28 protein-coding genes and 1 tRNA gene are annotated in these 23,304 nt (G+C 68.5%); 19 read left to right on the forward strand and 10 right to left on the reverse strand.

Annotated features, from left to right (window positions below):
• Nucleotides 1–79: 79 nt before the first annotated feature.
• From ACFWYW_RS03925 to ACFWYW_RS03955, 7 genes are all read right to left on the reverse strand, one after another.
• Nucleotides 80–1,036 (reverse strand): beta-ketoacyl-ACP synthase III, encoded by a 957-nt coding sequence (locus tag ACFWYW_RS03925; RefSeq protein WP_379609535.1) that lies wholly within the window; start codon nucleotides 1,034–1,036, stop codon nucleotides 80–82.
• On the reverse strand, nucleotides 1,033–1,929 hold the full coding sequence (locus ACFWYW_RS03930; RefSeq protein WP_379609536.1) for an ACP S-malonyltransferase: 897 nt from the start codon (nucleotides 1,927–1,929) through the stop codon (nucleotides 1,033–1,035). Before ACFWYW_RS03930 ends, ACFWYW_RS03925 begins: the two co-directional genes overlap by 4 nt.
• Nucleotides 1,930–2,032: 103 nt before the next feature.
• Complete coding sequence (locus ACFWYW_RS03935; protein ID WP_184974587.1) at nucleotides 2,033–3,157, reverse strand: CdaR family transcriptional regulator; 1,125 nt, start codon at nucleotides 3,155–3,157, stop codon at nucleotides 2,033–2,035.
• A gap of 64 nt (nucleotides 3,158–3,221) precedes the next feature.
• Entirely contained in the window at nucleotides 3,222–3,653 is a 432-nt protein-coding gene (locus tag ACFWYW_RS03940; protein WP_379609537.1) for a DUF350 domain-containing protein, read from the reverse strand.
• A gap of 1 nt (nucleotide 3,654) precedes the next feature.
• Entirely contained in the window at nucleotides 3,655–4,800 is a 1,146-nt protein-coding gene (locus ACFWYW_RS03945; protein WP_379609538.1) for a glutathionylspermidine synthase family protein, read from the reverse strand.
• Nucleotides 4,801–4,803: 3 nt separating this feature from the next.
• Nucleotides 4,804–5,214 (reverse strand): hypothetical protein, encoded by a 411-nt coding sequence (locus tag ACFWYW_RS03950; protein WP_379609539.1) that lies wholly within the window; start codon nucleotides 5,212–5,214, stop codon nucleotides 4,804–4,806.
• Between the two features lies 1 nt (nucleotide 5,215).
• Nucleotides 5,216–5,548: a hypothetical protein gene (locus ACFWYW_RS03955; RefSeq protein WP_379640901.1), complete on the reverse strand. Its 333-nt coding sequence runs from the start codon at nucleotides 5,546–5,548 to the stop codon at nucleotides 5,216–5,218.
• A gap of 157 nt (nucleotides 5,549–5,705) precedes the next feature.
• Between ACFWYW_RS03955 and ACFWYW_RS03960 the strand changes: the two genes are divergently transcribed.
• The 3 genes from ACFWYW_RS03960 (at nucleotide 5,706) to ACFWYW_RS03970 (ending at nucleotide 7,980) form a co-directional block, all read left to right on the forward strand.
• Nucleotides 5,706–6,728 (forward strand): PHP domain-containing protein, encoded by a 1,023-nt coding sequence (locus ACFWYW_RS03960; RefSeq protein WP_379609541.1) that lies wholly within the window; start codon nucleotides 5,706–5,708, stop codon nucleotides 6,726–6,728.
• An 83-nt stretch (nucleotides 6,729–6,811) separates the two neighbouring features.
• Nucleotides 6,812–7,540 (forward strand): helix-turn-helix transcriptional regulator, encoded by a 729-nt coding sequence (locus ACFWYW_RS03965; RefSeq protein WP_379609542.1) that lies wholly within the window; start codon nucleotides 6,812–6,814, stop codon nucleotides 7,538–7,540.
• Nucleotides 7,541–7,617: 77 nt separating this feature from the next.
• The gene (locus ACFWYW_RS03970; RefSeq protein WP_379609543.1) at nucleotides 7,618–7,980 is read left to right on the forward strand and encodes a VOC family protein; all 363 of its coding nucleotides are present in this window, start codon (nucleotides 7,618–7,620) and stop codon (nucleotides 7,978–7,980) included.
• Between the two features lie 120 nt (nucleotides 7,981–8,100).
• Here the strand turns inward: ACFWYW_RS03970 and ACFWYW_RS03975 are convergent, their stop codons facing one another.
• Together ACFWYW_RS03975 and aceE are read right to left on the reverse strand one after the other, a co-directional pair.
• Nucleotides 8,101–9,588, reverse strand: a complete 1,488-nt coding sequence (locus ACFWYW_RS03975) for an alpha/beta hydrolase (RefSeq protein ID WP_379609544.1) — start codon at nucleotides 9,586–9,588, stop codon at nucleotides 8,101–8,103.
• 169 nt (nucleotides 9,589–9,757) lie between these two features.
• Nucleotides 9,758–12,505, reverse strand: a complete 2,748-nt coding sequence (gene aceE / locus ACFWYW_RS03980) for a pyruvate dehydrogenase (acetyl-transferring), homodimeric type (protein WP_379609545.1) — start codon at nucleotides 12,503–12,505, stop codon at nucleotides 9,758–9,760.
• Between the two features lie 965 nt (nucleotides 12,506–13,470).
• On the opposite strand from aceE, the gene ACFWYW_RS03985 reads away from it, so the two are divergent.
• The 14 genes from ACFWYW_RS03985 to ACFWYW_RS04050 all read left to right on the forward strand — a co-directional run bounded on the left by ACFWYW_RS03985 (nucleotide 13,471) and on the right by ACFWYW_RS04050 (nucleotide 20,746).
• Complete coding sequence (locus ACFWYW_RS03985; protein WP_184974625.1) at nucleotides 13,471–13,653, forward strand: DUF1918 domain-containing protein; 183 nt, start codon at nucleotides 13,471–13,473, stop codon at nucleotides 13,651–13,653.
• Complete coding sequence (locus ACFWYW_RS03990; RefSeq protein ID WP_379609546.1) at nucleotides 13,631–14,071, forward strand: secondary thiamine-phosphate synthase enzyme YjbQ; 441 nt, start codon at nucleotides 13,631–13,633, stop codon at nucleotides 14,069–14,071. The genes ACFWYW_RS03985 and ACFWYW_RS03990 overlap by 23 nt, the downstream gene beginning before the upstream one ends.
• Before the next feature lie 119 nt (nucleotides 14,072–14,190).
• The gene (locus ACFWYW_RS03995) at nucleotides 14,191–14,619 is read left to right on the forward strand and encodes a DUF3052 domain-containing protein (protein ID WP_184974631.1); all 429 of its coding nucleotides are present in this window, start codon (nucleotides 14,191–14,193) and stop codon (nucleotides 14,617–14,619) included.
• Between the two features lie 28 nt (nucleotides 14,620–14,647).
• Nucleotides 14,648–15,091: a peroxiredoxin gene (locus ACFWYW_RS04000; protein ID WP_379609547.1), complete on the forward strand. Its 444-nt coding sequence runs from the start codon at nucleotides 14,648–14,650 to the stop codon at nucleotides 15,089–15,091.
• Nucleotides 15,088–15,414 (forward strand): hypothetical protein, encoded by a 327-nt coding sequence (locus tag ACFWYW_RS04005; protein ID WP_379609548.1) that lies wholly within the window; start codon nucleotides 15,088–15,090, stop codon nucleotides 15,412–15,414. The genes ACFWYW_RS04000 and ACFWYW_RS04005 overlap by 4 nt, the downstream gene beginning before the upstream one ends.
• Nucleotides 15,415–15,483: 69 nt before the next feature.
• The gene (locus tag ACFWYW_RS04010) at nucleotides 15,484–16,425 is read left to right on the forward strand and encodes an ROK family protein (RefSeq protein WP_379609549.1); all 942 of its coding nucleotides are present in this window, start codon (nucleotides 15,484–15,486) and stop codon (nucleotides 16,423–16,425) included.
• 16 nt (nucleotides 16,426–16,441) lie between these two features.
• Nucleotides 16,442–16,513 (forward strand) — tRNA-Val (locus tag ACFWYW_RS04015).
• A 514-nt stretch (nucleotides 16,514–17,027) separates the two neighbouring features.
• Nucleotides 17,028–17,480, forward strand: coding sequence for a hypothetical protein (locus ACFWYW_RS04020; RefSeq protein WP_379609550.1), 453 nt, complete (start codon nucleotides 17,028–17,030; stop codon nucleotides 17,478–17,480).
• Between the two features lie 82 nt (nucleotides 17,481–17,562).
• Nucleotides 17,563–18,174, forward strand: coding sequence for a Bro-N domain-containing protein (locus tag ACFWYW_RS04025; protein ID WP_379609551.1), 612 nt, complete (start codon nucleotides 17,563–17,565; stop codon nucleotides 18,172–18,174).
• 45 nt (nucleotides 18,175–18,219) lie between these two features.
• On the forward strand, nucleotides 18,220–18,369 hold the full coding sequence (locus ACFWYW_RS04030) for a hypothetical protein (protein WP_379609552.1): 150 nt from the start codon (nucleotides 18,220–18,222) through the stop codon (nucleotides 18,367–18,369).
• A 170-nt stretch (nucleotides 18,370–18,539) separates the two neighbouring features.
• The gene (locus ACFWYW_RS04035; protein ID WP_379609553.1) at nucleotides 18,540–18,788 is read left to right on the forward strand and encodes a hypothetical protein; all 249 of its coding nucleotides are present in this window, start codon (nucleotides 18,540–18,542) and stop codon (nucleotides 18,786–18,788) included.
• Entirely contained in the window at nucleotides 18,785–19,015 is a 231-nt protein-coding gene (locus ACFWYW_RS04040) for a hypothetical protein (protein ID WP_379609554.1), read from the forward strand. The genes ACFWYW_RS04035 and ACFWYW_RS04040 overlap by 4 nt, the downstream gene beginning before the upstream one ends.
• 328 nt (nucleotides 19,016–19,343) lie before the next feature.
• Nucleotides 19,344–19,664 carry a hypothetical protein gene (locus ACFWYW_RS04045; protein WP_379609555.1) on the forward strand — a complete coding sequence of 107 codons (321 nt, stop codon included), beginning with the start codon at nucleotides 19,344–19,346 and terminating at the stop codon, nucleotides 19,662–19,664.
• A gap of 788 nt (nucleotides 19,665–20,452) precedes the next feature.
• Nucleotides 20,453–20,746, forward strand: coding sequence for a hypothetical protein (locus tag ACFWYW_RS04050; RefSeq protein WP_379609556.1), 294 nt, complete (start codon nucleotides 20,453–20,455; stop codon nucleotides 20,744–20,746).
• 849 nt (nucleotides 20,747–21,595) lie between these two features.
• Here the strand turns inward: ACFWYW_RS04050 and ACFWYW_RS04055 are convergent.
• Nucleotides 21,596–22,303, reverse strand: coding sequence for a LysR substrate-binding domain-containing protein (locus ACFWYW_RS04055; RefSeq protein ID WP_379609557.1), 708 nt, complete (start codon nucleotides 22,301–22,303; stop codon nucleotides 21,596–21,598).
• A 55-nt stretch (nucleotides 22,304–22,358) separates the two neighbouring features.
• On the opposite strand from ACFWYW_RS04055, the gene ACFWYW_RS04060 reads away from it, so the two are divergent.
• Both ACFWYW_RS04060 and ACFWYW_RS04065 read left to right on the forward strand, forming a co-directional pair.
• Nucleotides 22,359–22,730, forward strand: coding sequence for a DUF5997 family protein (locus tag ACFWYW_RS04060; protein ID WP_379609558.1), 372 nt, complete (start codon nucleotides 22,359–22,361; stop codon nucleotides 22,728–22,730).
• Between the two features lie 5 nt (nucleotides 22,731–22,735).
• A complete protein-coding gene (locus ACFWYW_RS04065; RefSeq protein ID WP_379609559.1) occupies nucleotides 22,736–23,302 on the forward strand; it encodes an NADAR family protein in 567 nt (188 codons plus the stop codon).
• Nucleotides 23,303–23,304: the final 2 nt, after the last annotated feature.

Here is a 23,304-nt window from a genome sequence, read left to right on the forward strand (position 1 = left end):
TCCTTCTGAGTTTTCTGGATTCTGTACGGCAGCGCCGCACAAGCCTTTGTGTGCCGGTACGGCGCAGCCGTACCGGATCCTACGGAATCTCGATGACCTGACCCGCATAGGTCAGCCCGGCGCCGAACCCGAGCAGCAGGGCGAGCCCGCCGGAGCGGACCTCCCCGCGCTCGATCATGCGCGAGAGCGCCAGGGGGACCGAGGCCGCCGAGGTGTTGCCGGCGGTCACGATGTCGCGGGCGATGACCGCGTCCGGGGCGCCGATCTTGCGGGCGATCGCCTCGATGATGCGCAGGTTCGCCTGGTGGGGCACGAAGGCCGACAGGTCGGCCGGGTCGACCCCGGCCCGCTCGCAGGCCTCCTTGGCCACCGGGTGCAGGGTCGTGGTCGCCCAGCGGAAGACCGTCTGGCCCTCCTGGCGCAGGAAGGTGTCGCGCTCGTCGATGATGATCGCGTCGGACTTGTCGCCCGAGCTGCCCCAGACGACGGGACCGATGCGCGGCACGTCGGACGGGCCCACCACGGCCGCGCCCGCGCCGTCGGCGAAGATCACGGCTGTGGAGCGGTCCGTCCAGTCGACCCACTGGGAGAGCTTCTCCGCGCCGATCACCAGCACGTTGCGCGCGGCGCCGCCGCGGACGGCGGCGCTGGCGGTGGCCAGCGCGTAGCAGAAGCCGGCGCACGCGGCGTTGACGTCGAACGCGCCGGGGGAGTGGATGCCCAGGCGGTGCGCCACGATGGCGGCCGCGTTGGGGATCTGGGTCTCCAGGGTGCAGGTGGCGACGATGACCAGGTCGATCTCGTCGGCCGACAGGCCGCTGGCCGCCAGGGCCTTGCCGCCGGCCTGGGTGGCCATGTCCTCGAGGGTCTCCTCGGGGCCGGCGACCCGCCGCTCCTTGATGCCGACCCTGGACTGGATCCACTCGTCGTTGGTGTCCATGGTCTTGGCCAGGTCGTCGTTGGTGACGATGCCGGCGGGCTGGTAGTGGCCGAGGGCCAGAATCCTGGCTCCCGGTGCGGCGTCGGGAATCCTCACTTGATCAGCTCCCTGGCAGCGTCGAGGTCGTCCGGAGTCTTCAGCGCCACGGTCTGCACACCGCGCATGCCACGCTTGGCCAGCCCGGTCAGCGTGCCGCCGGGCAGCAGCTCGATCATCGTGGTGACGCCGAGCTCGGTCATCGTGGCCATGCAGGAGTCCCATCTGACGGGGTTGCTCACCTGGTTGATGAGCCGCTCGACGAAGTCGGCGCCACCCGCGACGACCTGTCCGTCGGCGTTCGACAGAAGTTTCACCCGCGGGTCGGCCGGGGTGATCGCGGCGGCGCTCTCGCGCATCGCGGTCACGGCCGCGGCCATGTGGGTGGTGTGGAACGCGCCGGCGACCTTCAGCGGAATGAGCCGGGCGCGCGCCGGCGCCTGCTCCTTCAACGCGGCGAGCTGCTCGAGTGTTCCGCCGGCGACGATCTGGCCGGCGCCGTTGATGTTGGCGGGGGTCAGGCCGTGCTCCCGGAGGGCGGCCAGGACCTCTTCCTCCACGCCGCCCAGGATGGCGGTCATGCCGGTCTCGGTGATGGCGGCGGCCTTGGCCATGGCCTGGGCGCGTACGCGGACCAGGTCGAGCGCCTGCTCGGCGCTGATGACCCCGGCGAGCGCGGCGGCGGCCAGTTCGCCGACGCTGTGGCCGGCCAGCAGGTCGGGGCTCGCGCCGAGCGCCTCGGCCGAGGCCAGCGCGGTGGCCACGAGCAGCGGCTGGGCGACGGCGGTGTCCTTGATCTCGTCCTCGCCGGCGGTGGTGCCGTAGGCGATCAGGTCGATGCCCGCGACGTCGGACCACGCGGCCAGGCGGTCGGCGAGTCCGGGCAGCTCAAGCCAGGGAGTGAGGAAGCCGGGTGACTGGGCGCCTTGGCCCGGAGCGACGAGTACAAGCACGAAATCCACGATGCCCTGTAGAAGTTCGACACGCGGATGGAGATCCGTACGAACTTTGTCCAGGCGGTTTTGTAGGAACTCTACAGCGGGGGTAACGGGCGCGTTACGTTAGGGCTCGCCAGGTTACCGCGCTCTCCGACAGACGTCCAAGGATGAGCCCGACCTGCAGCGTGAAGGCCGATCTGCCCTCGGTCGGCTGGTACCCGGTGAGTTCGGTGATCTTCTTGAGCCGGTACCTGACGGTGTTGGGGTGGACGAACAGCAGCCTGGCCGTCGCCTCCAGCGAGGTGCCCTGTTCGAGGTAGGTGGCCAGGGTGTCGAGCAGCGGCGTGCCGGCCAGCGGCAGGTAGACGTTCTCCACGAGCTGCCGCCTGGCGTCGTCGTCGCCGTCGAGCGCGCGTTCGGCCAGCAGGTCCTCGGCGTGTACGGGACGGGGCGCGTCCGGCCAGCCCGACGAGGCCTTGAGCCCGGCCAGCGCGGCGCTGGCCGAACGGGCGGCGGCGTGCAGGTCGGGCACCTCCGGGCCGATCACGATCGGGCCCTCGCCGAAGCGGGCCACGACCGGCCTGGCCGCCTCCTCGACGCCCTCCGCGCCGCCCACGATCACGATCAGCCGGTCGGCCTGCACGCCCGCGAGCAGGTCCATGCCGATGCGGCGGCCCTTCTCGCGCAGCCCGTCGATCACCGCGCGCGGGTCGCCCTCGGGGGCGCGCCCGGCGATGACGACGACCGGCGAGGAGGTCCAGCCGAGCGCGGCGGCCCAGGAGTGGAGGCCGTCGTCGACCTCGCCGCGCACCAGGGCGTCGACGATCAGCGCCTCCAGGCGGGAGTCCCAGGAGCCGCGGGCCTCGGCCTCGCGGGCGTAGACGTGGGCCGCGGCGAAGGCCACGTCGCGCGTGTAGCGGAGCATGGCCTGCTGGAGCTGGTCCTCGCCGCCGGGGGCGGCCAGCTGGTCGGTCTGCGTCTCGACGACCTCGACCACGGCCCTGATGATGTCGACCGTCTGCTGGAGCGAGATGACCCGCTTGAGCTCGCGCGGGGCCGTACCGAAGAACTCGATGCTGGGGGTGGGGCGTTTCTCGTCGGCGTGCTGGAACCACTCGACGAACGCGGCGATGCCCGCCTGCGCCACCAGCCCGACCCAGGATCGGTCCTCCGCGCTGAGCGCGCGGAACCAGGGCAGCCGATCGTCCATGCGCGCCATGGCCGCGGTGCCGAGGGCGCCCATCGCGCGCTCGAGCCGCCGTGTGGTGTCTTCCCGGGTCGTCACCCTTCTAGGGTGCCAGGTCGGTTCAGATGACCGCGACGGCGGTGATCAGGCCGATCGCCAGATGGGTCACCGCCAGCAGGCGGGCGCCGGGCTGCAGTTCGGGCTCCTTGACCAGCTCACGCACCTCGATGCCGACGATCTTGTCGAACACGAGCATCGCCACCGTCTGTACGGCGATGCCGACCAGGCCGAAGACCGCGGTGGTCGCCAGCCCCTCGACGAGGCGGCCGCCCGAGGCCCAGATGGAGGCGGCCACGATGAGGCCCACCGCCGCCAGGCCCGAGGTGGTCAGGAGGGTGGCGTTGGGGTTGCGGTCGGTCTTGATGATCTGGCTCAGCTTGCCGGGGATGGCCAGGTCGATGACGTAGAAGCCGACGATCATCAAGATGACGCCGAGCGCGGCGTAGGAGGCGATGAATCCGGCGCCGCGGGCAAGGGTTTCGAGAAGGGTCACGTCAGCTCGCTATCCGGTGAGGTACGAAGGAGGAGGTGTCGTCGGTGATGTAGCCGGTGGTCTCCCGGATGCCCAGGCCCGCCGACTCGTCGGCGACGACCCAGGCGCCCAGCACGGGACGCTGGCCGTCGAAGACGGGCAGGGCCTCGAAGCCCTGGTAGACGTAGCCTTCCGCGCCGTAGGACCCGGTGGTCTCCTGGCCGCCCGTGGGGGTCACGATGCGCATCGAGGCGCCTTCCCTGCCGAGCAGCGGCTTGGCGATGTAGGACGACATCTCGCGCGGCCCGTCGAGGTAGGCGGGCAGCAGGTTCGGGTGGCCGGGGTACAGCTCCCACAGGAGCGCCAGCAGCGCCTTGTTCGACAGCAGGGTCTTCCACAGGGGCTCGATCCAGGTGGCGTGCCGTACCGCGTGCCTGCCGAAGTCGTCGGCCAGCATCCACTCCCACGGATAGAGCTTGAACGCCGACCGGATCCAGCGCTGCTCCAGGTCCACGAAGCGGCGGCCGGCGCCGTCCCAGCCGATGTCCTCCATGGCGATGGCGACGGTGGGGCGTCCGGCCTGCTCGGCGGTCTCCTGCAGGTAGGCCAGCGTCATGGCCTCCTCGCCCGTCTCGTCCATGTTGGTCCAGGCGAAGTGAGTGGGGCCGGGCGGCAGCCGCAGTTCCTTCCAGCGGTCGATGAGCCGCTCGTGGACGGAGTTCCACTGGTCGTCGCCGGGGTGGGTGTCCTTCAGCCAGAACCACTGCACCACCGACGACTCCACCAGCGAGGTGGGCGTGTCGGCGTTGTACTCCAGCAGCTTGGCCGGGCCCGTCCCGTCGTAGCGCAGGTCGAAGCGGGCGTACAGGTGATCGTCGCGCCGCTCCCACGAGCGGGCGACGTCCTCGCGCGCCCACTCGGGAATGGCGAAGTCGGCGTAGCGGCCGGTCGAGACCACGTGCTCGACCGCGCGCAGGCACATCTGGTGGAGCTCCTCGACCTGCGACTCCAGCTCCAGGACCTCGTCCATGGTGAAGACGTAGTGGGCGGACTCGTCCCAGTAGGGCCGGGTCAGTCCCGCCGGGTGCGCGGCCCGGTGGTAGGCCAGGCCCTGGCTCTCGATCGTCTTCTCCCACCCGTCGCGGGGCGTTCCCGTCTCGCGTCGCACCGCTCAGCCTCCCACCGTCGTACGCCCGCCGAAGCCCTCGCGCGAGATCCGGCCCGACTTGCCGATCTCGTCGCCGTCGCGGGTGGTGACGAAGACGCCGCGCGGGCGCCGGGGCGAGCCGTCGGTGACGTGGCGCTTGGTTCTGGTTCCGCCGTAGTACCACATGTACGTGCCGTGCCTGCCCGCTCCGTCGCACTTCTCGTCGCCGGCCACCGTGTAGCGGCCGTCGTCCTCGCTGTCGCGTACCACGCAGTGCGCGGTGACCTCGTCCTCTTCGTCTTCGGCCTCGTGAACGGTCACGGGCGAGCGCTCGTACACCGGGGGCGGTTGCTGCGCGCAGGCGCCGAGCATCAGGGCCGACAGCGTGGCCACCGCGCCGATCGAGACGTTCTGGGAGGCCAGGCGCCGGGTCACGTCAACTGCCCCCGCTCCAGCGGCTGCCGAAGCCGCCGCGCTGGATGGACTTGCCGTCGCGGCTGCTGATCGTGACGTTGGAGGGCCGGATCGTGCTGCCGCCGTGGACCAGGGCGCCGTTGCGGGTGCCGCCGTAGTACCAGTGGTAGGCGCGGTAGCCGCCGGAGGATGAGTAGTGGTCGTCGTCGCAGTAGTCGTCGTCGACGACCTCGAAGGCGCCGCTGTTCAGGCTGCTGGCCTCGACGCAGTCGGCGGTCACGTCGTCATCGCCCTGGGCCGCGCAGTAGCCGACCACCACGACCGACACGATGCCGATCACGGTGAGTGTGATCACCTTGGAGGACTTACCTGGGCGGGCGGCTGGCGGGGCGGTCATCGAGCTCCAGATCTATGGTGGCCAGTAAGCCTATCGATGCTGTTTGTCCGCTTCAATCTCTATAAGTCATCGCTTTCAAACCGCTTGAGCCCCTGGTTGGGGTATTTGTCTACCTATGGATCCGGTGCAGGCTCTACGAGACATCGCCTTCCTCCTGGAGCGGGCGGGCGAGCCGACCTATCGCGTGCGCGCCTTCCGCCGCGCCGCCGCCGTCGTCGCGGACCTGCCCCCCGACGAGCTGGTACGGCTGGCCGAGTCGGGAGCCCTCGCCGGCCTGCCCGGCATCGGCAAGGTCACCGCGCTGGCCGTCACCGAGGCGCTCGCCGGGCAGACGCCCACCTACCTGCGGCGTCTGCGGGCCACCGAGGGCAGCGACCTGGACGCCGACACCGCCGCCCTGCGCGCCGCGCTCAGAGGCGACCTGCACAGCCACTCCGACTGGTCCGACGGCGGCTCGCCGGTCGAGGAGATGGCGGCCGCCGCCAAGTCGCTCGGCCACGAGTACCTGGCGCTGACCGACCACTCGCCCCGCCTCACCGTCGCCAACGGCCTGTCGCCCGCCCGGCTGAAGCGCCAGATCGACCTGGTGGAGCGGCTCAACGAGGAGCTCGCGCCGTTTCGCGTCCTGACCGGCATCGAGGTGGACATCAACCCCGACGGCACCCTCGACCAGGAGCCCGAGCTGCTGGACCGGCTGGACGTCGTGGTCGCCAGCGCGCACTCCAAGCTGCGCATGAACCGCTACGAGATGACCCGCAGGATGGTCACCGCCATCGCCAACCCGCGCGTGGACGTGCTCGGCCACTGCACCGGGCGCATCGTCAAGGCCGGGACCAAGCGGGGCGGGCTGCGGCCGGAGTCGGAGTTCGACGCCGAGCTGGTGTTCGAGGCGTGCCGGCGGTTCGGGGTGGCGGTGGAGATCAACTCGCGGCCCGACCGGCTGGACCCGCCCAAGCGGCTGATGCGGCAGGCGTACGAGTGGGGCTGCGTGTTCTCGATCGACTCCGACGCGCACGCGCCCGGTCAACTGGACTGGCAGCGGTTCGGGTGCGAGCGGGCCGCCCTGTGCGGGATCGAGCCCGAGCGCATCGTCAACACGTGGCCGCTGGATCGGCTGCTGGAGTGGACCCGCGAGTGACCACCTGGCTGTGAGGACAGAACAACCTGCCCCGAAGTGCGGGAACCCCGAGTTTGTCGGTGCTGCGGCGTACCGTCGAGATCGTGAACCGGACTGATCGGCTCTACGCCCTGGTGGAGGACCTGCGCGCGATCGCCCCCAGATCCCGTTCCGCGAGGGAGCTGGCCAAGCGGTTCGAGGTGAGCGCGCGTACCATCGAGCGCGACATCCTGGCGCTCCAGGAGTCCGGCGTGCCCATCTTCGCCTCGACCGGCCGCAAGGGCGGCTACGCGATCGACAAGAAGATGTCGCTGCCGCCGCTCAACTTCACCCCGTCCGAGGCCGTCGCGATCGCGGTGGCGTTAAGCCGCGCCGGCGACGACCAGCCCTTCGCCCAGCAGGCCCGCAGCGCGCTGCGCAAGGTCGTGGCGGCCATGCCGGGGCCCGAGGGCGAGCTGGCCAGGGAGCTGGCGCGGCGGGTGCGGCTGATGGCGCCCGCCGACCCGCCCGAGGAGATCCTGCCGCTCGGCGGCGAGGGCGTCTCGCGCGCCATCGAGGACGCGCTGCTGCGCCGGCGCGTGCTCAGCCTCGACTACGTCGACAGGAAGGGCGCCCTGACCTCCCGGGAGGTGGAGCCGGGGGTGTTCCTGGGCGGGCGGGGCGGCTTCTGGTACCTGGTGGCCTGGTGCAGGCTCCGCGACGACGTGCGGGTCTTCCGACTCGACCGCATCGCGGCCGCCTCCGTCACCTCGGAGAAGGCGCCGGATCGGCCGCTCGAAGGCTTCGCCACGGACGTGCCGGAGATGATCGTGCGCGGCACGGTGATCGATTAGTCATTCGAAAACACCGACATAGGGTTGTCGCCCCCATGTTTTATCGTTGTCTTGTTCGAAAGACAGAGGAGGACAACGTGGATAACACCGTCACCTGGTTCGAGGTGGCCACCGACGACCCCGACGGAGCCGAGCGCTTCTACGGCGGGCTGTTCGGATGGACGTTCACGCCCGGCGGGGGCGACGTGATGGACTACCGCATGATCAGCTCCGCCGGGGCGGAGCGGCCTTCCGGCGGCCTGTTCAACACCAAGGGGGAGTTCCCCGCCCACGCGGTCTTCCACGTGCAGGTCGCCGACGTCGATGCCGCCTGCGCGCAGGCCGAGTCGCTGGGCGGCAAGGTCGTCACCAAGGTCATCGACGACGGGGCGGGCACCGACTTCGCCTACCTGCGGGACACCTCGGGCAACCAGTTCGGCGTGTTCCGCCAGAGGGGCTGACGCGACGGCCGGGCACTCAGCGGCGCTTCCCCCGCCGCCCCGCCCGGCCGGTCGCGCCGGTCACCACCCGCCCTGGGCACGCCGCCTCCCGCCGAACGGCGGCGCGCCCAGGGCCATGCTCTATCGCTCGCAGGTCGCGTTCTTCTGCGGAACCGTGCCCTGCAGCAGATAGCCGTCCACGATGCCCTTGACGCACTGGCTGCCCGACAGGTACGCCCCGTGCCCCTCACCGGTGTAGGTGACGAGCGTGGCGGTCTTGAGCTGCTCGGTGAGCTTGGGCGCCCACTCGTACGGCGTCGCCGGGTCGCCCTTCCCGCCCACCACCAGGATGGGCCCCGACCCGGTGGCGTCCACGTGCCTGGCCTCGTCGCTGCCGGCCACCGGCCAGATCGAGCACAACTGCCCGGCCCCCGCGCTCCCGAACAGCGGCGAGATCTTCAGGGCGGCCGCCTCGGTCCGGTCCAGCGTCGCCTTGTCCGGGCGCTCCGCGCTGTCGACGCAGGTGATGGCGGGGAAGCTGGTCATCTGGGTGGTGTACTTGCCGTCGGGCGTGCGGCCCGTGTAGGAGTCGGCGAGGTACATGAGCGCCTCGCCCTCGCCCTTCATGGCCTGGCTGACGGCGGTCTCCAGGAACGGCCAGGTCAGCTCGGAGTACAGGGCCGCGGCCACGCCGGTCGAGGCCAGGCCCTGGGTGAGGTCGCGGTCGCCGACCTTGAGCGGCTTCTCCGACAGCTCGGTCATGAGCTGGTCCACGTTCTTGTTGCCGGCCTCGACGCTGCCGCCGAGCTCGCAGCCCTCCTTCACGCACGCCTTCAGGAAGCTCTCGTACGCCTTCTGGAATCCGGCCGTCTGGACGAGGGTGCGCTGCTCGAAGGTGACGGTCGGGTCGAGGGGGGCGTCCAGGACCATCCGGCCGACGTTCTTCGGGAACAGGGTGGCGTAGACGCCGCCGAGGAGCGTGCCGTACGACATGCCGAGGTAGTTGAGCTTCGCGTCGCCGAGCGAGGCGCGCATGCGGTCCATGTCGCGGGCGGCGCTGACGGTGCCGACGAACGGCAGGATCTTGCCGGAGTCCTGCTCGCACAGGCTCGCGAACTTCTTGTTCGCCTTCGTGCTGGCCGCGTTCGTCTCCGCGTTGGCGGGCAGCGTGTTCATGGAGGTGAACGTGTCCATCTCCGCGCTGTCGCCGCAGCGCACGCCGGAGCTGCGCTCGACGCCGCGGGGATCGAAGCTGACCAGGTCGTAGCGGGCGTTCAGCGTGCCGAACGACTTGGCCGCCTGGGCCAGCGTGTCCACGCCGGAACCGCCGGGGCCGCCGAAGTTGAACAGGAGCGAGCCGATCCGGTTGGCCTTGTCGGTGGCCGGGACGCGGATCAGCGCGATGTCCAGCTTGTCGCCGTCCGGCTTGGTGTAGTCGAGCGGGACGGACAGTTTGCCGCACTGCTGGGTGGCGTCCTCCTTGGCGGGCGGCTGGCCATCGGGACGGACGATGTCCGTGCAGGCACCCCAGTTGATCTTGTCCGGGGGCGCGACGGCCTGCGGTTCCGCGGTGCTGGTACAGGACGTGGCCAGCACGGAGAACGTGACGACGGCAAGAACACGGCGCATATAAGGCATTCCCCTCGTGTCGCAAGGGGGAAGTAGAGCCCACAATACGCGAAAAGGGGGAGGCGGCACGCACCCCTCCTGAACGTGCCGCCTCATCTTCTCTCACGAAGGTGAGGGCCGAATATGACGGCGCTCCCGGAAAAAACTTCCCGGGAGCGCCAGATCGTCGTCAGACGCCCATGGACTCGGCGTCGTTGCTCTCCGCGCCACCGGCCTCGGTGACGCCGTTCTTCAGGTGGTAGCGGGCGATCGCCTCGCGCAGCACCTCGCCGTCGAGCTCGCCACGCTTGACCAGCCGCGTGAGTACGGCCAGCGTGATCGAGGCCGCGTCCACGTGGAAGTGGCGGCGCAGGGCCGAGCGCGTGTCCGACAACCCGAACCCGTCGGTGCCCAGCGAACTCCAGTCACCCGGCACCCACTGCGCGATCTGGTCCTGCACGGCCTTCATGTAGTCGCTGACGCCCACGAACGGCCCCTGCGCGCCGGACAGCTTCTGCGTGACGTACGGCACGCGCTGCTCGGCGTCCGGGTTGAGCAGGTTGTGCTCCTCGCAGGCCAGCGCGTCGCGGCGCAGCTCCGTCCACGAGGTCGCCGACCAGACGTCGGCCGACACGCCCCACTCCTCGGCCAGCAGGCGCTGGGCCTCCATGGCCCACGGCCCCGCCACGCCCGAGGACAGGATGTTGGCCTTCGGCCCCTGCGTCCGCGGCCCCTCCGAGAACTTGTACAGGCCCTTGAGCAGCCCCTCGATGTCGAGGTTCGCCGGCTCGGCGGGCTGGATGTAGGGCTCGTTGTAGACGGTGAGGTAGTAGAAGACGTTCTCCTGCTCCTCGCCGTACATCCGGCGCAGACCCTCCTTGACGATGTACGCGGTCTCGTAGGCCCAGCTCGGGTCGTAGGAGACGGCGGCCGGGTTCGTCGAGGCGATGAGCGGCGTGTGGCCGTCCTCGTGCTGCAGGCCCTCGCCGTTCAGGGTGGTCCGGCCGGCGGTGGCGCCCAGCAGGAAGCCGCGCGTCATCTGGTCGGCCATCTGCCACATCTGGTCGCCGGTGCGCTGCCAGCCGAACATGGAGTAGAAGATGTAGATCGGAATCATGTGCTCGCCGTGCGTGGCGTACGACGTGCCGGCCGCCGTGGCCGAGGCCATCGAACCGGCCTCGTTGATCCCCTCGTGCAGGATCTGGCCCTGCTCCGACTCCTTGTAGGACAGCAGCAGTTCCCGGTCCACGGCCTCGTAGGTCTGGCCGTGCGGGTTGTAGATCTTGGCGCTCGGGAACATGGCGTCCATGCCGAACGTCCGCGCCTCGTCCGGGATGATCGGCACGAACCGCTTGCCGATCTCCTTGTCGCGCATGAGGTCCTTGAGCAGGCGGACGAAGGCCATCGTGGTGGCCACCTGCTGCTTGCCGGAACCCTTGGAGAACTGCTGGTAGACCTCGTCGCCGGGCAGCTTGACCGGCTTGGCGCGCAGGACCCGCTTGGGCAGCACGCCGCCGAGCGCCGCGCGGCGCTCCTTCATGTACTCGATCTCCGGGTCGTTCTCGCCCGGGTGGAAGTACGGCGGCAGGTCGCCTTCCAGGGCCGAGTCCGGGATCGGCAGGTACAGCCGGTCGCGGAACTCCTTGAGCTCGGCCTTGGTCATCTTCTTCATCTGGTGCGTGGCGTTGCGCGCCTCGAAGTCCTTGCCCAGCGTCCAGCCCTTGATGGTCTGGGCGAGGATGACCGTCGGCTGGCCGACGTGCTCACGGGCCGCCTTGAACGCCGCGTAGACCTTGCGGTAGTCGTGGCCGCCTCTGCTGAGTTTGCGGATGTCGTCGTCGGTGAGGTGCTCGACCATCTTGCGCAGGCGCGGGTCGCCGCCGAAGAAGTGCTCGCGGATGTACTCGCCCGACTCGACCGAGTACGTCTGGAACTGGCCGTCAGGCGTCGTGTTCATCTGGTTGACCAGCACGCCGTCGACGTCGGCGGCCAGCAGCGGGTCCCAGTCGCGGCCCCAGACGACCTTGATGACGTTCCAGCCGGCGCCGCGGAAGTAGGACTCCAGCTCCTGGATGATCTTGCCGTTGCCGCGTACCGGGCCGTCGAGGCGCTGCAGGTTGCAGTTGATGACGAACGTGAGGTTGTCGAGCTCCTCGCGCGCGGCCAGGCCGATCGCGCCGAGCGACTCGGGCTCGTCCATCTCGCCGTCGCCCAGGAAGGCCCAGACATGGCTGCGGCTGGTGTCCTTGATCTGGCGGTTGATCAGGTAGCGGTTGAACCGCGCCTGGTAGATCGCGCTGATCGGGCCCAGACCCATGGAGACCGTGGGGAACTCCCAGAAGTCCGGCATGAGCCGCGGGTGCGGGTAGGAGGGCAGGCCGTGGAAACCGTGGCTCAGCTCCTGGCGGAACGCGTCGAGCTGCGCCTCGTTGAGGCGGCCCTCCAGGAAGGCGCGGGCGTAGATGCCCGGCGCCGCGTGGCCCTGGAAGAAGACCTGGTCGCCCGACTCGCCGTGGTCCTTGCCGCGGAAGAAGTGGTTGAAGCCGACCTCGTACAGGGAGGCGGCCGAGGCGTAGGTGGCGATGTGGCCGCCCACGTTGGTGCGCGCGTTGGCACGGGAGACCATGACCGCCGCGTTCCACCGGATGTAGGCCCGGATGCGGCGCTCGACGTGCTCGTCGCCGGGGAACCAGGGTTCGCGCTCCGGCGGGATCGTGTTGAGGTAGTCGGTGCTGCGCAGGCCCGGCACGCCGACCTGGTGCTCGCGGGCGCGCTCCAGCATGCGGAGCATCAGGTAGCGGGCGCGGGTGCGGCCCTCCGCCTTGACGACGTTGTCGAGCGACTCGAGCCACTCGTTGGTCTCGCTGGGGTCGACATCAGGCAGCTGGCTGGGTAGGCCGTCGCTGATGATCGAGAAACGCTGGCGTCCGGAAGCCACTGGGTCTCGCCTTCCGAGGTCTGATGTCTGGGTCGTGGGTCGCCTTCCATCCTGGTCGCTTGCCGTAGAAAGTGCATCTCTACTCACGAGTAACCAGGACGTCCCTGCTGGCAGGGGCCCAAGGGGTGGCCTAGACCACCGATGGTAGGACGAATCGCCACCACAGGTTACATCGGCATGCCAATTTAACAAGACTAGAAAAGCTACGAGATTTCCCGATTTGCCAGCCCGAATCGCGGCGGCCCGCCACGGGGGTCGGCGCAGAGCTTAGAACACCCCCTTTCCGGGCCGACGACCGGGCAAATCCGACAGGGTTGTGGTGGGTGCGCGCACCCTTCAGGTCTACCCCGGAAAGATGGCGCGCGAGTGGAGAACCACTGGTGCACCCCTCAAGCCCCCGCGCCCCCTCCGACCCCTCGGCCGCCCCGCCCGTCGCCCCTACGCCGGGCGTCGCCACCCCCACGCCTTTCCGGCGCCGCGTCGGCGGGAGGGGGTACGGCGGGCCCGGCGCCCTTGTGCGGAGCCCAGCCGGGCGGGCTCCCGAAGAGCCACCCCCACGCTTTCCCGCGCCGCGTCGGCGGGAGGGGGTACGGCGGAGCCCGGCACCCCTCAACGGCGCCCAAGCCGCCCCCCGAAGCCCTGCAGAGACCGGTTGACCGGCTGTGGGCCCCACGCCAAAGGGACGAGAGGTGGGAGGCGGGGCCGAGGGAGGTGGGGGACGAAGGGTCGTGGCGGCGGGGACCACGTCCGACGTGAGAAGCGACCCCACGATCGGCGCCCGCCCACGGCGGCGGGTGGCGTGGGCGGCGGCACCGCCGTAACAGAAGCAGCGTGGGTTGATCTTGAGGAAACGCGCGCGTTGATCTTGGGGGAAGTAACGTTTGGGTCAGGATTGCGGCGCGCTCTGATGGGAGTGCGGGTCGCACCTCTTTCCCAAGCGCGTCTGTCGTACCAATGTGTGAAGTATGAACGCGACGGTAGGCGACCGGCTCCTCATGCACGGGAACACCGTTGGCGAAGGGGACCGGCGCGGAGAGATCATCGAGGTTCGCGGGACGGAAGGCGGACCGCCGTACATCGTACGGTTCGACGACGGGCACACGGGGCTGGTCTTTCCCGGCCCTGATGCGGTCGTTGTGCCTCAGTAGGATTTCCCGTGTGGAATCCCAGATCATCTCGCTGACCACCGGGTCACGCGAGACGGTGCACGACATCACCCCGCAGTGCGCGGAGTTCGTGCGTGAGCAGGGCGGCGACGGGCTTTTGCATGTCTTCGTCCCGCACGCGACCGCCGGGGTGGCGCTGATCGAGCTCGGCGCGGGCAGCGACGACGACCTGCTGGCCGCGCTGGCCGGCCTGCTGCCCGCCGACGATCGCTGGCGGCACGCGCACGGTTCGCGCGGTCACGGACGGTCGCACGTCATGCCCGCGCTGATTCCGCCCTATGCGACGGTGCCGGTCCTCGGGGGACGGCTGGCGCTGGGAACCTGGCAGTCGATCGCGGTCGTTGACCTGAACGTCGACAACCGTGAACGCCACGTTCGTCTGTCGTTTTTGTCGGGTTGATTCGGACGGTCCTGTCGCCGTACCCGTGGCGACCGTTGACGACTGAGGGTCACAGCGTGTGGACTGTCCCGAAGCGATAAACCGCAAAATGCGGGGCCACTCAAGCAGGAGGGATAAACGTGAGCGCGACCGCGGGTCAGGCGCAGGGCGAGCGCGGCCTGGCCGAACGACTCGGCCTCAAGCCGGGTCAGGTGGTGCAGGAGATCGGTTGGGACGAGGACAGCGACGAAGAGCTTCGCTCGTCAATCGAGAACCTGACCGGCAATGAACTGCTCGATGAGGACAGTTACGACGTCGTAGACGTGGTGCTGATGTGGTGGCGCGACGGTGACGGCGATCTCTTCGACGTTCTGAGCGACGCCATGCGATCACTCGCAGAGGGCGGCCAGATCTGGCTGCTGACTCCCAAGGCCGGTCGCGACGGCCATGTGGAGCCGAGCGACATCGGGGAGGATGCCGCTACCGCGGGCCTTTCGCAGACGAGCAGCATCTCCGCCGCACCCGATTGGTCGGGGACCAGGCTCGTCGGCCCCAAGGGCCGACGCTAGGGAGCAGAGCGCCTGCCATGATGGCCGTGTGAACCCACTGGTAGGCGCCCTAGCTCCCGACTTCGAACTCCAGGACCAGCACGGCGCCCCGGTCAAGCTCTCCGCCTTCCGGGGCCGCGAGGTCGTGCTGGTCTTCTACCCGCTGGCCTTCAGCAACGTCTGCAACAGCGAGTTGTCGGCCTTGCGGGACTTTGTCGCGGACGCGCAAATTCTGACTGTCTCCGTGGACTCTCTTTTCTGCCATCGTGCATGGGCGGACCAAGAGGGCTACACATTCCCACTGCTGTCGGATTTCTGGCCACACGGACAGGTCGCGCGGGCGTACGGTGTGTTCGATGAGCAGAAGGGGCTCGCGCAGCGGGGGACCTTCATCATCGACGGCGCGGGCGTGGTCCGTTGGTCGGTCGTGAACCCGATCGGCACGGCGCGCGACGTGGCCGACTATGCCAAGGCACTCGCCGAGATTTCGTGACAACGGAGGATGCGATGCCCTGCTACAACTGCGGGGCCCGGCAGACCGACCCGGTACGCGGCGCGAGCCCCTGGAAGCGCGGGGTGCGCGACGAGTCCCAGGTGCTCATCTGCCCGGACTGCCAACGGCTGCACGACCTCGACCTGGACACGTGCGGCACCTGCGGGTCCAGCGCGCTGATCTGCCGGTTGGGCGAGGTCGAATGCCGCTCGTGTGGTTCTGTCCGGCAGGCGCGATCGGGGGATCCGCTGGTGCCAGAATCACCGCCCGGCCTGTCGGCCGAGGTCGAGGCCGCTCTGAACCGGGTACTGGGCCGGGCGTGACGGTCTCGGGCCGGCCACATTTTTCCGGACATATGCTGAGCTGCGCTATCGTCTCCTTTCGTGTCCGCAATGAGTTCGTTCGTCGTCGCGCTCGACGTCGGTGGCACGTCCATGAAGGGCGGCCTGGTCAGCGAGTCCGGCGTGGTGCTCCTCACCGAGCGCCGCCCGACCCCCCGCGAGGAGGGGCCGGACGCCGCGGTGACGGCGATCCGCGACTTCATCAGCCATCTCGCCGCATCCGGTGACGGCATCCCGTCCGGGGTCGGCCTCGCCGTACCCGGGCTGGTGTCGGAGAACTCCGCGGTCTACTCCGCGAACATCGGCTGGCGCGACGTGCCCGCCGCCGACTTCACCGCCCTCGACGTTCCGGTACGGCTCGGCCACGACGTCCAGACCGGCGGCCTGGCGGAGAACGTCCTGGGCGCCGGGCAGGGGGTGGACGACTTCCTCTTCCTGCCGATCGGTACCGGAATCGCCGGAGCCCTGATCCTGCGCGGCGAGCCGTACGGCGGCTCGTCCGGGTGGGGCGGCGAGATCGGCCACATTCCGGTCTTCCCGGACGGCGAGCAGTGCGCCTGCGGCCAGTTCGGCTGCCTGGAGACCTATGCGTCGGCCGCCTCCGTGGGCCGCCGCTACAGCCAGCGCGCGGGCCTGTCCGGCGTGAAGGCCGAAGAGGTAGTGGCCTCCGACGACCCCCTGGCCGTAGAGGTCTGGGACGAGGCGGTAGAGGCCCTCTCCCTGGCCCTGGCCACCTACACCCTCCTCCTGGACCCCAGCATGATCGTCCTGGGCGGCGGCCTGGCCGAGGCGGGCCCCGCCTTGTTCGACCCGGTCCGCACCCGGCTCGTGAAGCGCCTGGCCTTCCGCGACGCGCCCCCGCTGGTGCCGGCGGCACTCGGCGTGGACGCCGGCATGCTGGGCGCGTCCCTGCTGGGCTGGCGCGCCGCCGGCCGCCCCGACCTCGGCCCCGGCTGGACGGTCAATGTGCGCTCGGCACCGTTGGTGTCGTAAGGTGTAGTGCCGTTCGGGACGATTAGCTCAGCGGTAGAGCACTCGCCTTACAAGCGAGGGGTCACTGGTTCGAACCCAGTATCGTCCACCCAGTTCACGCCCTGTTTTCCAGGTGCGAGCGAAGATCGCTAACTGTGGACTGGGAGAGATTTGGGAGATGATCTTTCTTGTTGGTCTCCCGATGGGGCTTCAAGAGATGATCGAGTAGCGGGACCGGAAGCCTCCCATCCGCCATCGCCGCCCATTCCCGGGAGAGATCCCTCCCATCGCTTCTGGAGCCTGGCCGTGATCAGCTTGATCATGGCAGGCGAAGTGTGGGGGTACGTGCCCGCCAGGTCGGCAAGCACCGGATAGCCCGGCCGGTCCTTCGCGTCAGCATGCCGACCGTCGGCTGCCGACCGTCGGCTGCCGGGCGGGAGCGCCGCCTGCCGAAGTTGGACCTGCGCTCATGGTCGCCGTCCTCGGGTAGGAAGACGTACCTTCCCCCACCGCAGCCTCTGCTGCCTGTGCATGAACACGCGCCCGAATCGTGGCGCTGGATCTGCGTCGACAGTAGATCGCTCAGACACGGAGGCAGGTGGATGTCGCGGTAGGAGTCGTCCTTGGGTGGCTTCTTCAGCCAGCGGCCTTTGAACTCGTACAACTGCTGCTCGACGCGGATCTTGGACAGGCGCAGATACTGGCGCTCCAGCCCGATCGTGCCCGCCGACCGTGTCGAGCACCCGGTCTCGGTCGTGTACACAGCAGACGACGGGCACCCCTCTATCCGGGTCGCCACCTGCATGGAGGTGGCTGAGGTCGTCGCCGCCGTACGAGACGAGGCTCTCGAAGCGTTACGGCAACGCGCCGAGAAGGCCGAGCAGCGTGAAGAGACGCCCGAACATGTCGCAGCGAGCAACAAGTGCCACGTGCAGGTCATGGCAGCCGAGCTGGCGCAGGCCGAAGCAAGAATCGCCCGCGTCCACGCTCTCGCCCACACGTACGAGGTGAACGCGCGAACCATCGATGGTGTGGCGCGCCGGAACTTCTTCGAGCTGTTCGCAGAGGAACTGTGAGGCGCAATGAGCCGCAGGGGGACGCTTCGGGGGAGCTTCGCCCCTACGAGTTCCCCTTCACTGGCCAGCAGGTTCGCCCTGCATGGTCGGAGACGAGCCCTGGTTCGTCGCAGCCGGCGCGTGTGGCATCCTCAAGCACTCCAACGCCTCGATGGCCGTCAAGGGCCTGGATGAGGATGAGAAGCGGACCATAGAAAGGTCCAGCTCAGAAGCCCTAAGTTTCGCTGACCTCTTCGCCGACCTGCGGATTCAGTCCGTCACTCTGATCAACGAGTCCGGTCTCTACTCGCTCGTGATGCGTAGTCACGTACCCGCAGCCAAGGCGTTTCGCCGCTGGGTCACCCACGAGGTGCTGCCCTCGCTGCGCAATGACGTCCGTTTCGACGTCCGCAAGGTCAGCAATCGAGAACTCGCTCAGATGGTCATCGCCGAAGCCGACCGCGCCGACCAGGCCGAGAGCCGCGCCGTTACCGCCGAGTCCCGAGTTGCCGAACTGGAGCCCGCCGCCGCCCAGGCTGAGCTGTATGCCTCCGCCGACGGCCTCACCACGAAGCGCTCCTTCACACGTGACGTCCAGCAGTGGGCAACCGATCGGGGCGTCAAGGTCATCCAGAAGCAGGTCTTCGACTTCCTCGCCCACATCGGGCTCATCATGCGCATTGCGAGCAGCGAGCACGACCAGGCCACCGCTTAGGCCATTAGGTACGGCAGGGGAAAGAACGCCACCAAGAAGGTCGAGATGCCGGATGGCATGATCATCAAGGTGAAGTACGGCAAGCTCACGTCGAAGGGCGAGGAGTACGCCTGGAAGAAGATCTACGCCGTCGTAGGGGAGCATGGCACCCTCGACGCAAAAGTGATCCGGGGCGCAGCGGTCCCGGTCGGCTGACCTCAACGGCTCGGGCGAGTAACCGACTCGTCCGAGCCGGCCATCTGAGGAGGCTCCTGCTGGCCCACCTGTGGGTGCAAGAAGGGCGAGTATGCCCGACACCGGCGTAGGAGGATGAAACGGTGAGCAACCCAGACGGCGCGTCGGGAGTGTTGTAGACGATGACACCTATGACCGATCTCGACCAGCGCAAGGCCATCACAGCGTTCTTCCAGGCACACAGTAAAGGTTGGAAAGCGCTCGCTAGGCAGAAGCGGTGGCTGGTCGAAGGCATGGTCGCTATCGGCGGCATAAGAGTGCTGGACCGACTCAGGTTCGACCTCGTGGACTGCCCTTGCTGCATCGAGGAAGACGAAAGGGAACGCCGTCTTTCTTGGATGAAGGCTGAATACCACCGGCGAAGGAGGAACCGCCGATGAGCACCTGCACGTACGAGATCCGCCACCACCCCAACCTCAGCTGGTGGGACGGTCGACACGGGGTCTACGTGGTCGGCCGGTACTGCACGGGCCTGATCGGACGCGCATCTACCAAGTGGGGAGCACGCAGGCTCATCAAGGACATCCTGGCCTGCGAGGGAGCGTCGCAGGCGTACACCCTCGTTGAGGTCGTTCGAGCGCCAGCCCTTTCCGGGGAGGAGCGGTGAGCGACCCAGACGGCCGGCATCAGTGCAACCGCCCAGAAGACGCGACAGACTCGCAGTGGCGCTGCCCGCGATGCGGGCAGGTATGGGAGCCGCTATCGTCCGAGCACGCCACACCCCCCAGACGCGTTAAGCCAGCGCAGCCCTTCGTCACCACCGATCGGATCGTGCTCGTACTCGCTGCGGCCAGCGGCGTGATGATGGTCAGCACGTGGGCGCCGGAGCTGGGTACTGACGGCGCGGTCGTGGCGGTAGTGGGTTTGGCAGCCATCGGCGTCGGTGTCGCGGTCGCTTTCTGGCAGCACCGACGGCGCTATCTGAGGAACCGCAGATGACCTCTACGCTCGAACCGCTCGTCTACGACTCGTTTTGCCAGCTCATGACCCGCTTCTCGGCAACCTGGAGTATGGACACCTCGGGGGAGGAGCACTGGCAGGTCGCGCTACGCGACCACGCCGCCAGGCTGGCTTTCCCAGAGTGGCTCTGCGGCCCAGATGACTGGACTAGCCTTGCCGCGCTCTTCACCGACGACGGCGCTCCGTACACCGAGGTGGCTGTGTACAGGAATCACAACCGCATCCACTACCACGTGTACCGCGGGGATGAGTTGACCGCGTTCTGGAACAGGCTGCTAGGCGAGATCAGCGAGTGATAGGGCCAGACGATATGCCGCCAGTAGAATGATCCCAACCTGCTACGTAACATCCGGTAGCTCCCTCCGGCACCATCTACCGCCGCACCGACGGCGCATATTGGTGGGTGGCAGACGTCCTCCCCGTGGAGGTCGCCCCAGACGACTGTCGGCTCACCGTAGCTGAATGGTTAAATCTGCCGCCGCAGTAAACCTGACTCATGGAGCTCTATCCAAGAGGAAGTCGGCAACCAGGCTGGACTGGGCCCGTACGTGCTTGCGAACGATCTTTCGGAGTTCTTCGTCTTCTTCTCCAGATATCTCGCGCATCTCGCGGAGCTTGCTCTGCATACTGTTCAGGTGGTCATGGAGTGTGTGGCCGCAGCTCCGATCCACCAGCCATGCGGTAGGCCATCTCGCCACGGAACTGCATGATCGCTTCCCGATCGTCTGGATCCAGTTCATGAACGGCCTGCCCAAGCCATCAATCGCGCGAGCCTAGTCTCGTGCCGCCTGGTCAACGACACCACAGCCCATGCGATCAGGGCGGCGACCATGCCTCCGACGAGCGAAGAAACGAACCCCTGCATCAGGTTCGGCCACACGCCAGTAATCACGTCCCAGCTCATGAGCCAAGCGTGGCAATTCCTCTTATGGGGTGAGCCGATTGTCATCTGTTGATGCTGATTGGTAATGAAACGAGTCCGAGCAGATAGCGGTCCTCCGTCCTGACCCGGAGAACCGTTCCCGCCCCTCGCATATCACCCGTTCAAGTGGTCTCCCGTACAGCGTATTCGGGGAAGCCCACAATGTCGTTCATCGTCGAGATCAGCGACCTATTTGCAGGTCCGTGCATGAACGGCTTCCGCCGGAAGGTCCGCGCTCACGAACAGGCCACCAGCACCTACAACGTCGAGGCGTGGCGTCTGCCGCTCGAATGGCCCAACGAGCCCGTCAAGCCCGAAGAGCCTCGCCCGTACCCGGTGTACGGCGAAACCGTCTACTGCTCGTCCTGTGCGTACGAGCACAAGGCGATGCTGTCCAAGCTCGATGGCGCCGCCTGCGCGAGTCTGACGGCTTGCGCGGCGAGACCAATCAGGTGAAGCTCTCCGGCAGCCCGGAGAGCTTCACGGTCTCGATGACGATCGAGGCCTGGACGAGTTCGACTCGTGGCTGCGTTCCTGGGAGTCCGCCTACCTCGGTATCGACCCTTCGCCCGCACAGGTGCTCTTGCCGACTCCATCACGCTCGGGATCGCGTGGCTGGTCGCCCGCGCTGAACGCATCCTCGCCCGTCTGGACATGGGGCAGGACTTCGGGCAGGAGATCCGCCGCTGGTACATCAAGCTCGCCGTCTACGACCCGTCAGAGTTGACAGCCAAACCCCGTCGCACGGGCAAGACGCTTCGCTGCCCCCAGTGTCACCTGGCGACGCTCTCGCAGCTCGACGGAGAGGACAGGATCGAGTGCCACAACCGTGGCTGCGCGGAGGTCCGGCGGTTCTCACCACGGGCGAGTACGAGGCTATGGTGGACTCCGCGATCCAGGTGGCGAGGGCAGGATGAGCGAGCAGTGCCCCATCTGCCACGGCCGCGGCGAACTCCCCGACGAAAAACGTGTGCTCTCCCGGACTGCGGTCGGCGGTTCCGGTGGCAGGACGACGCGCGGAAACGCAGTCGGCCGCGACGGGACTCCATCTACTGCTCCCGGTCGTGTCAGCACGTCGCTCACAACTGGATATGCACCTTCCCGGTGCGCTGGCAGCGGCTACGTCAGGTTCGACTCCTGTCGTCTCCCCTCGTGGAGGCGACGCCCATGGGGGGCATCACACCGTCGCCGCTTCGATCTCGGGAGGGATACAACTTCAGAGCACGCCCGGTGCGTAGGCAGCGGATACTTCCTCTGCTGAAGGAGAGACGGGTGGGGCCGCAGAAGCTGAGGGGCTTTTCCTGGTCAGCGTGGGCGGCGGGTCTTCTTGGCGCGGCCTGACGGTGTGGCGCGGCTCTGGGCGGGCTTTTTGGGCTTGCGCTGGGCCGGCTTCTCCGGGGCATTACGGCCGCGCGTGCTGTTGACTGTTCGGCCGCGGACGATGCCGATGAAGTCGTCCACCAGGTCGGTGGTCGCCTCCGTGGGCCAGGCCAGGGCGATCTGGGACTGTGGCGCGTCCGGCACCGGGCGGTAGGTGAGGTCCTTGCGGTGGTGGAGGCGGGCCAGTGACTGCGGGACCAGGAGTACGCCGGTGCCCGCCGCCACCAGTTCCACGGCCTCGGCCGTCGTGGGCGGGCGGGTGAAGGCGGGTTCGCCGGGCCGGGTCGTCCACTCGATGGTGTCGTCCAGCGGGTGCAGTACCTCTTCGGTGGACAGGTCCGCGACGGCGACCTCGTCGACCGCGGCCGCCGCGTGGTCCTTGGGCACCACTACCACGGTGGTCTCGACGTAGAGGGGGATCACGCTGAGGCCGTCGCGGTCGATCGGGAGGCGGACGAAGGCGGCGTCGGCGCCGCCGTCGCGCAGCACGGTCACCACCTCGGCGGCGGTGGCCGCGACCAGGGTGAGTGGCACCTCGGGCTTTCTCTCGGCCCAGATGTTGACCCATTTCGCGGGCGTCACCCCCGGCACGTACGCCAGCCGGAACCCCGTACCGTTCTCCCCACCAGTCACCCGCCCAGGGTACCGATGGCCGGAGACCGCGTTCCGAGTGACTACGCTTGGCGACATGACCTCGCCCAAGACGAAGACCACCCAGACGATGAAGCCCGCGACCGCGGCCAAGAAGCTGGGTGTCCTGCTCTCGGCGACTCCCGCCGAGTTCCAGGAGGGCGTCGTCTCCAGGGACGAGCTGAACGAGCTGCAGTCCAAGCCGCCCGCCTGGCTGGCCGACCTGCGGCGCAACGGCCCGCATCCCAAGCAGGTCGTCGCGGCGAAGCTCGGGGTCTCCATCTCCGGCCTGGTCAGAGGCGGCGTCGACGAGCCGTTGACCACCGCTGAGATCGAGGCGCTGAAGGCGGAGAATCCCGCGTGGCTGGAGCGCGAGCGCTCCCTCCAGGCCGAGGCCCGCAAGGAAGCCCTCAAGGCCAAGCAGGGCTGAACGGCATGTCCGTCGTGGACGACCGGGAGCTCCCGCGGACCGTGGACGAAGCGGTCGCGGCGGAACGGGCGGGGCGATCTCTGCGATACCTGTTCTTCTGGGGGCACCAGCCGGATCGCGACGGCCGGGCCGGGCCCGGGTGCCTGTCGCAGTGGTGGCCGGCCTCCTTCACCGAGGACGGGCACGTCTTCGCCACGGCCGAGCACTACATGATGGCGCACAAGGCCTGGCTGTTCGGCGATCACGACGCCGCCCGCGCGATCCTCGCCGCGGCGCACCCCGGAGAGGCCAAGACGCTGGGCCGGGCCATCCGGGGGTTCGACGACGCGGTCTGGGCCGAGCATCGGTTCGGGATCGTGGTCCGCGGGAACGCCGCCAAGTTCGGGCAGCACGCGGACCTGCGGGAGTTCCTGCTGGGCACGCGCGGGCGGGTGCTGGTGGAGGCCAGTCCCGGCGACCGTGTCTGGGGGATCGGGCTGACCGCCGCGGATGAGCGCAGCGCGAAGCCCTCGACCTGGGACGGGCTCAACCTGCTCGGGTTCGCGCTGATGGGCGCACGGAACGAGCTGTGAAT

Source organism: Nonomuraea sp. NPDC059023, assembly GCF_042740095.1.
GTDB lineage: Bacteria > Actinomycetota > Actinomycetes > Streptosporangiales > Streptosporangiaceae > Nonomuraea.

Bases quoted from the DNA above. Each gene is read 5' to 3' on its own strand.
- ACFWYW_RS04035 (WP_379609553.1), top strand. From the start codon at position 18,540: ATGACCGATCTCGACCAGCGCAAGGCCATCACAGCGTTCTTCCAGGCA.
- ACFWYW_RS03960 (WP_379609541.1), top strand. From the start codon at position 5,706: ATGGATCCGGTGCAGGCTCTACGAGACATCGCCTTCCTCCTGGAGCGG.
- ACFWYW_RS03975 (WP_379609544.1), bottom strand. From the start codon at position 9,588: ATGCGCCGTGTTCTTGCCGTCGTCACGTTCTCCGTGCTGGCCACGTCC.
- ACFWYW_RS03935 (WP_184974587.1), bottom strand. From the start codon at position 3,157: ATGGGCGCCCTCGGCACCGCGGCCATGGCGCGCATGGACGATCGGCTG.
- ACFWYW_RS04050 (WP_379609556.1), top strand. From the start codon at position 20,453: ATGTCGTTCATCGTCGAGATCAGCGACCTATTTGCAGGTCCGTGCATG.
- ACFWYW_RS04030 (WP_379609552.1), top strand. From the start codon at position 18,220: ATGCCGGATGGCATGATCATCAAGGTGAAGTACGGCAAGCTCACGTCG.
- ACFWYW_RS03985 (WP_184974625.1), top strand. From the start codon at position 13,471: ATGAACGCGACGGTAGGCGACCGGCTCCTCATGCACGGGAACACCGTT.
- ACFWYW_RS04060 (WP_379609558.1), top strand. From the start codon at position 22,359: ATGACCTCGCCCAAGACGAAGACCACCCAGACGATGAAGCCCGCGACC.
- ACFWYW_RS04045 (WP_379609555.1), top strand. From the start codon at position 19,344: ATGACCTCTACGCTCGAACCGCTCGTCTACGACTCGTTTTGCCAGCTC.
- ACFWYW_RS03990 (WP_379609546.1), top strand. From the start codon at position 13,631: ATGCGGTCGTTGTGCCTCAGTAGGATTTCCCGTGTGGAATCCCAGATC.
- ACFWYW_RS04065 (WP_379609559.1), top strand. From the start codon at position 22,736: ATGTCCGTCGTGGACGACCGGGAGCTCCCGCGGACCGTGGACGAAGCG.
- ACFWYW_RS04010 (WP_379609549.1), top strand. From the start codon at position 15,484: ATGAGTTCGTTCGTCGTCGCGCTCGACGTCGGTGGCACGTCCATGAAG.
- ACFWYW_RS04040 (WP_379609554.1), top strand. From the start codon at position 18,785: ATGAGCACCTGCACGTACGAGATCCGCCACCACCCCAACCTCAGCTGG.
- ACFWYW_RS04025 (WP_379609551.1), top strand. From the start codon at position 17,563: ATGGTCGGAGACGAGCCCTGGTTCGTCGCAGCCGGCGCGTGTGGCATC.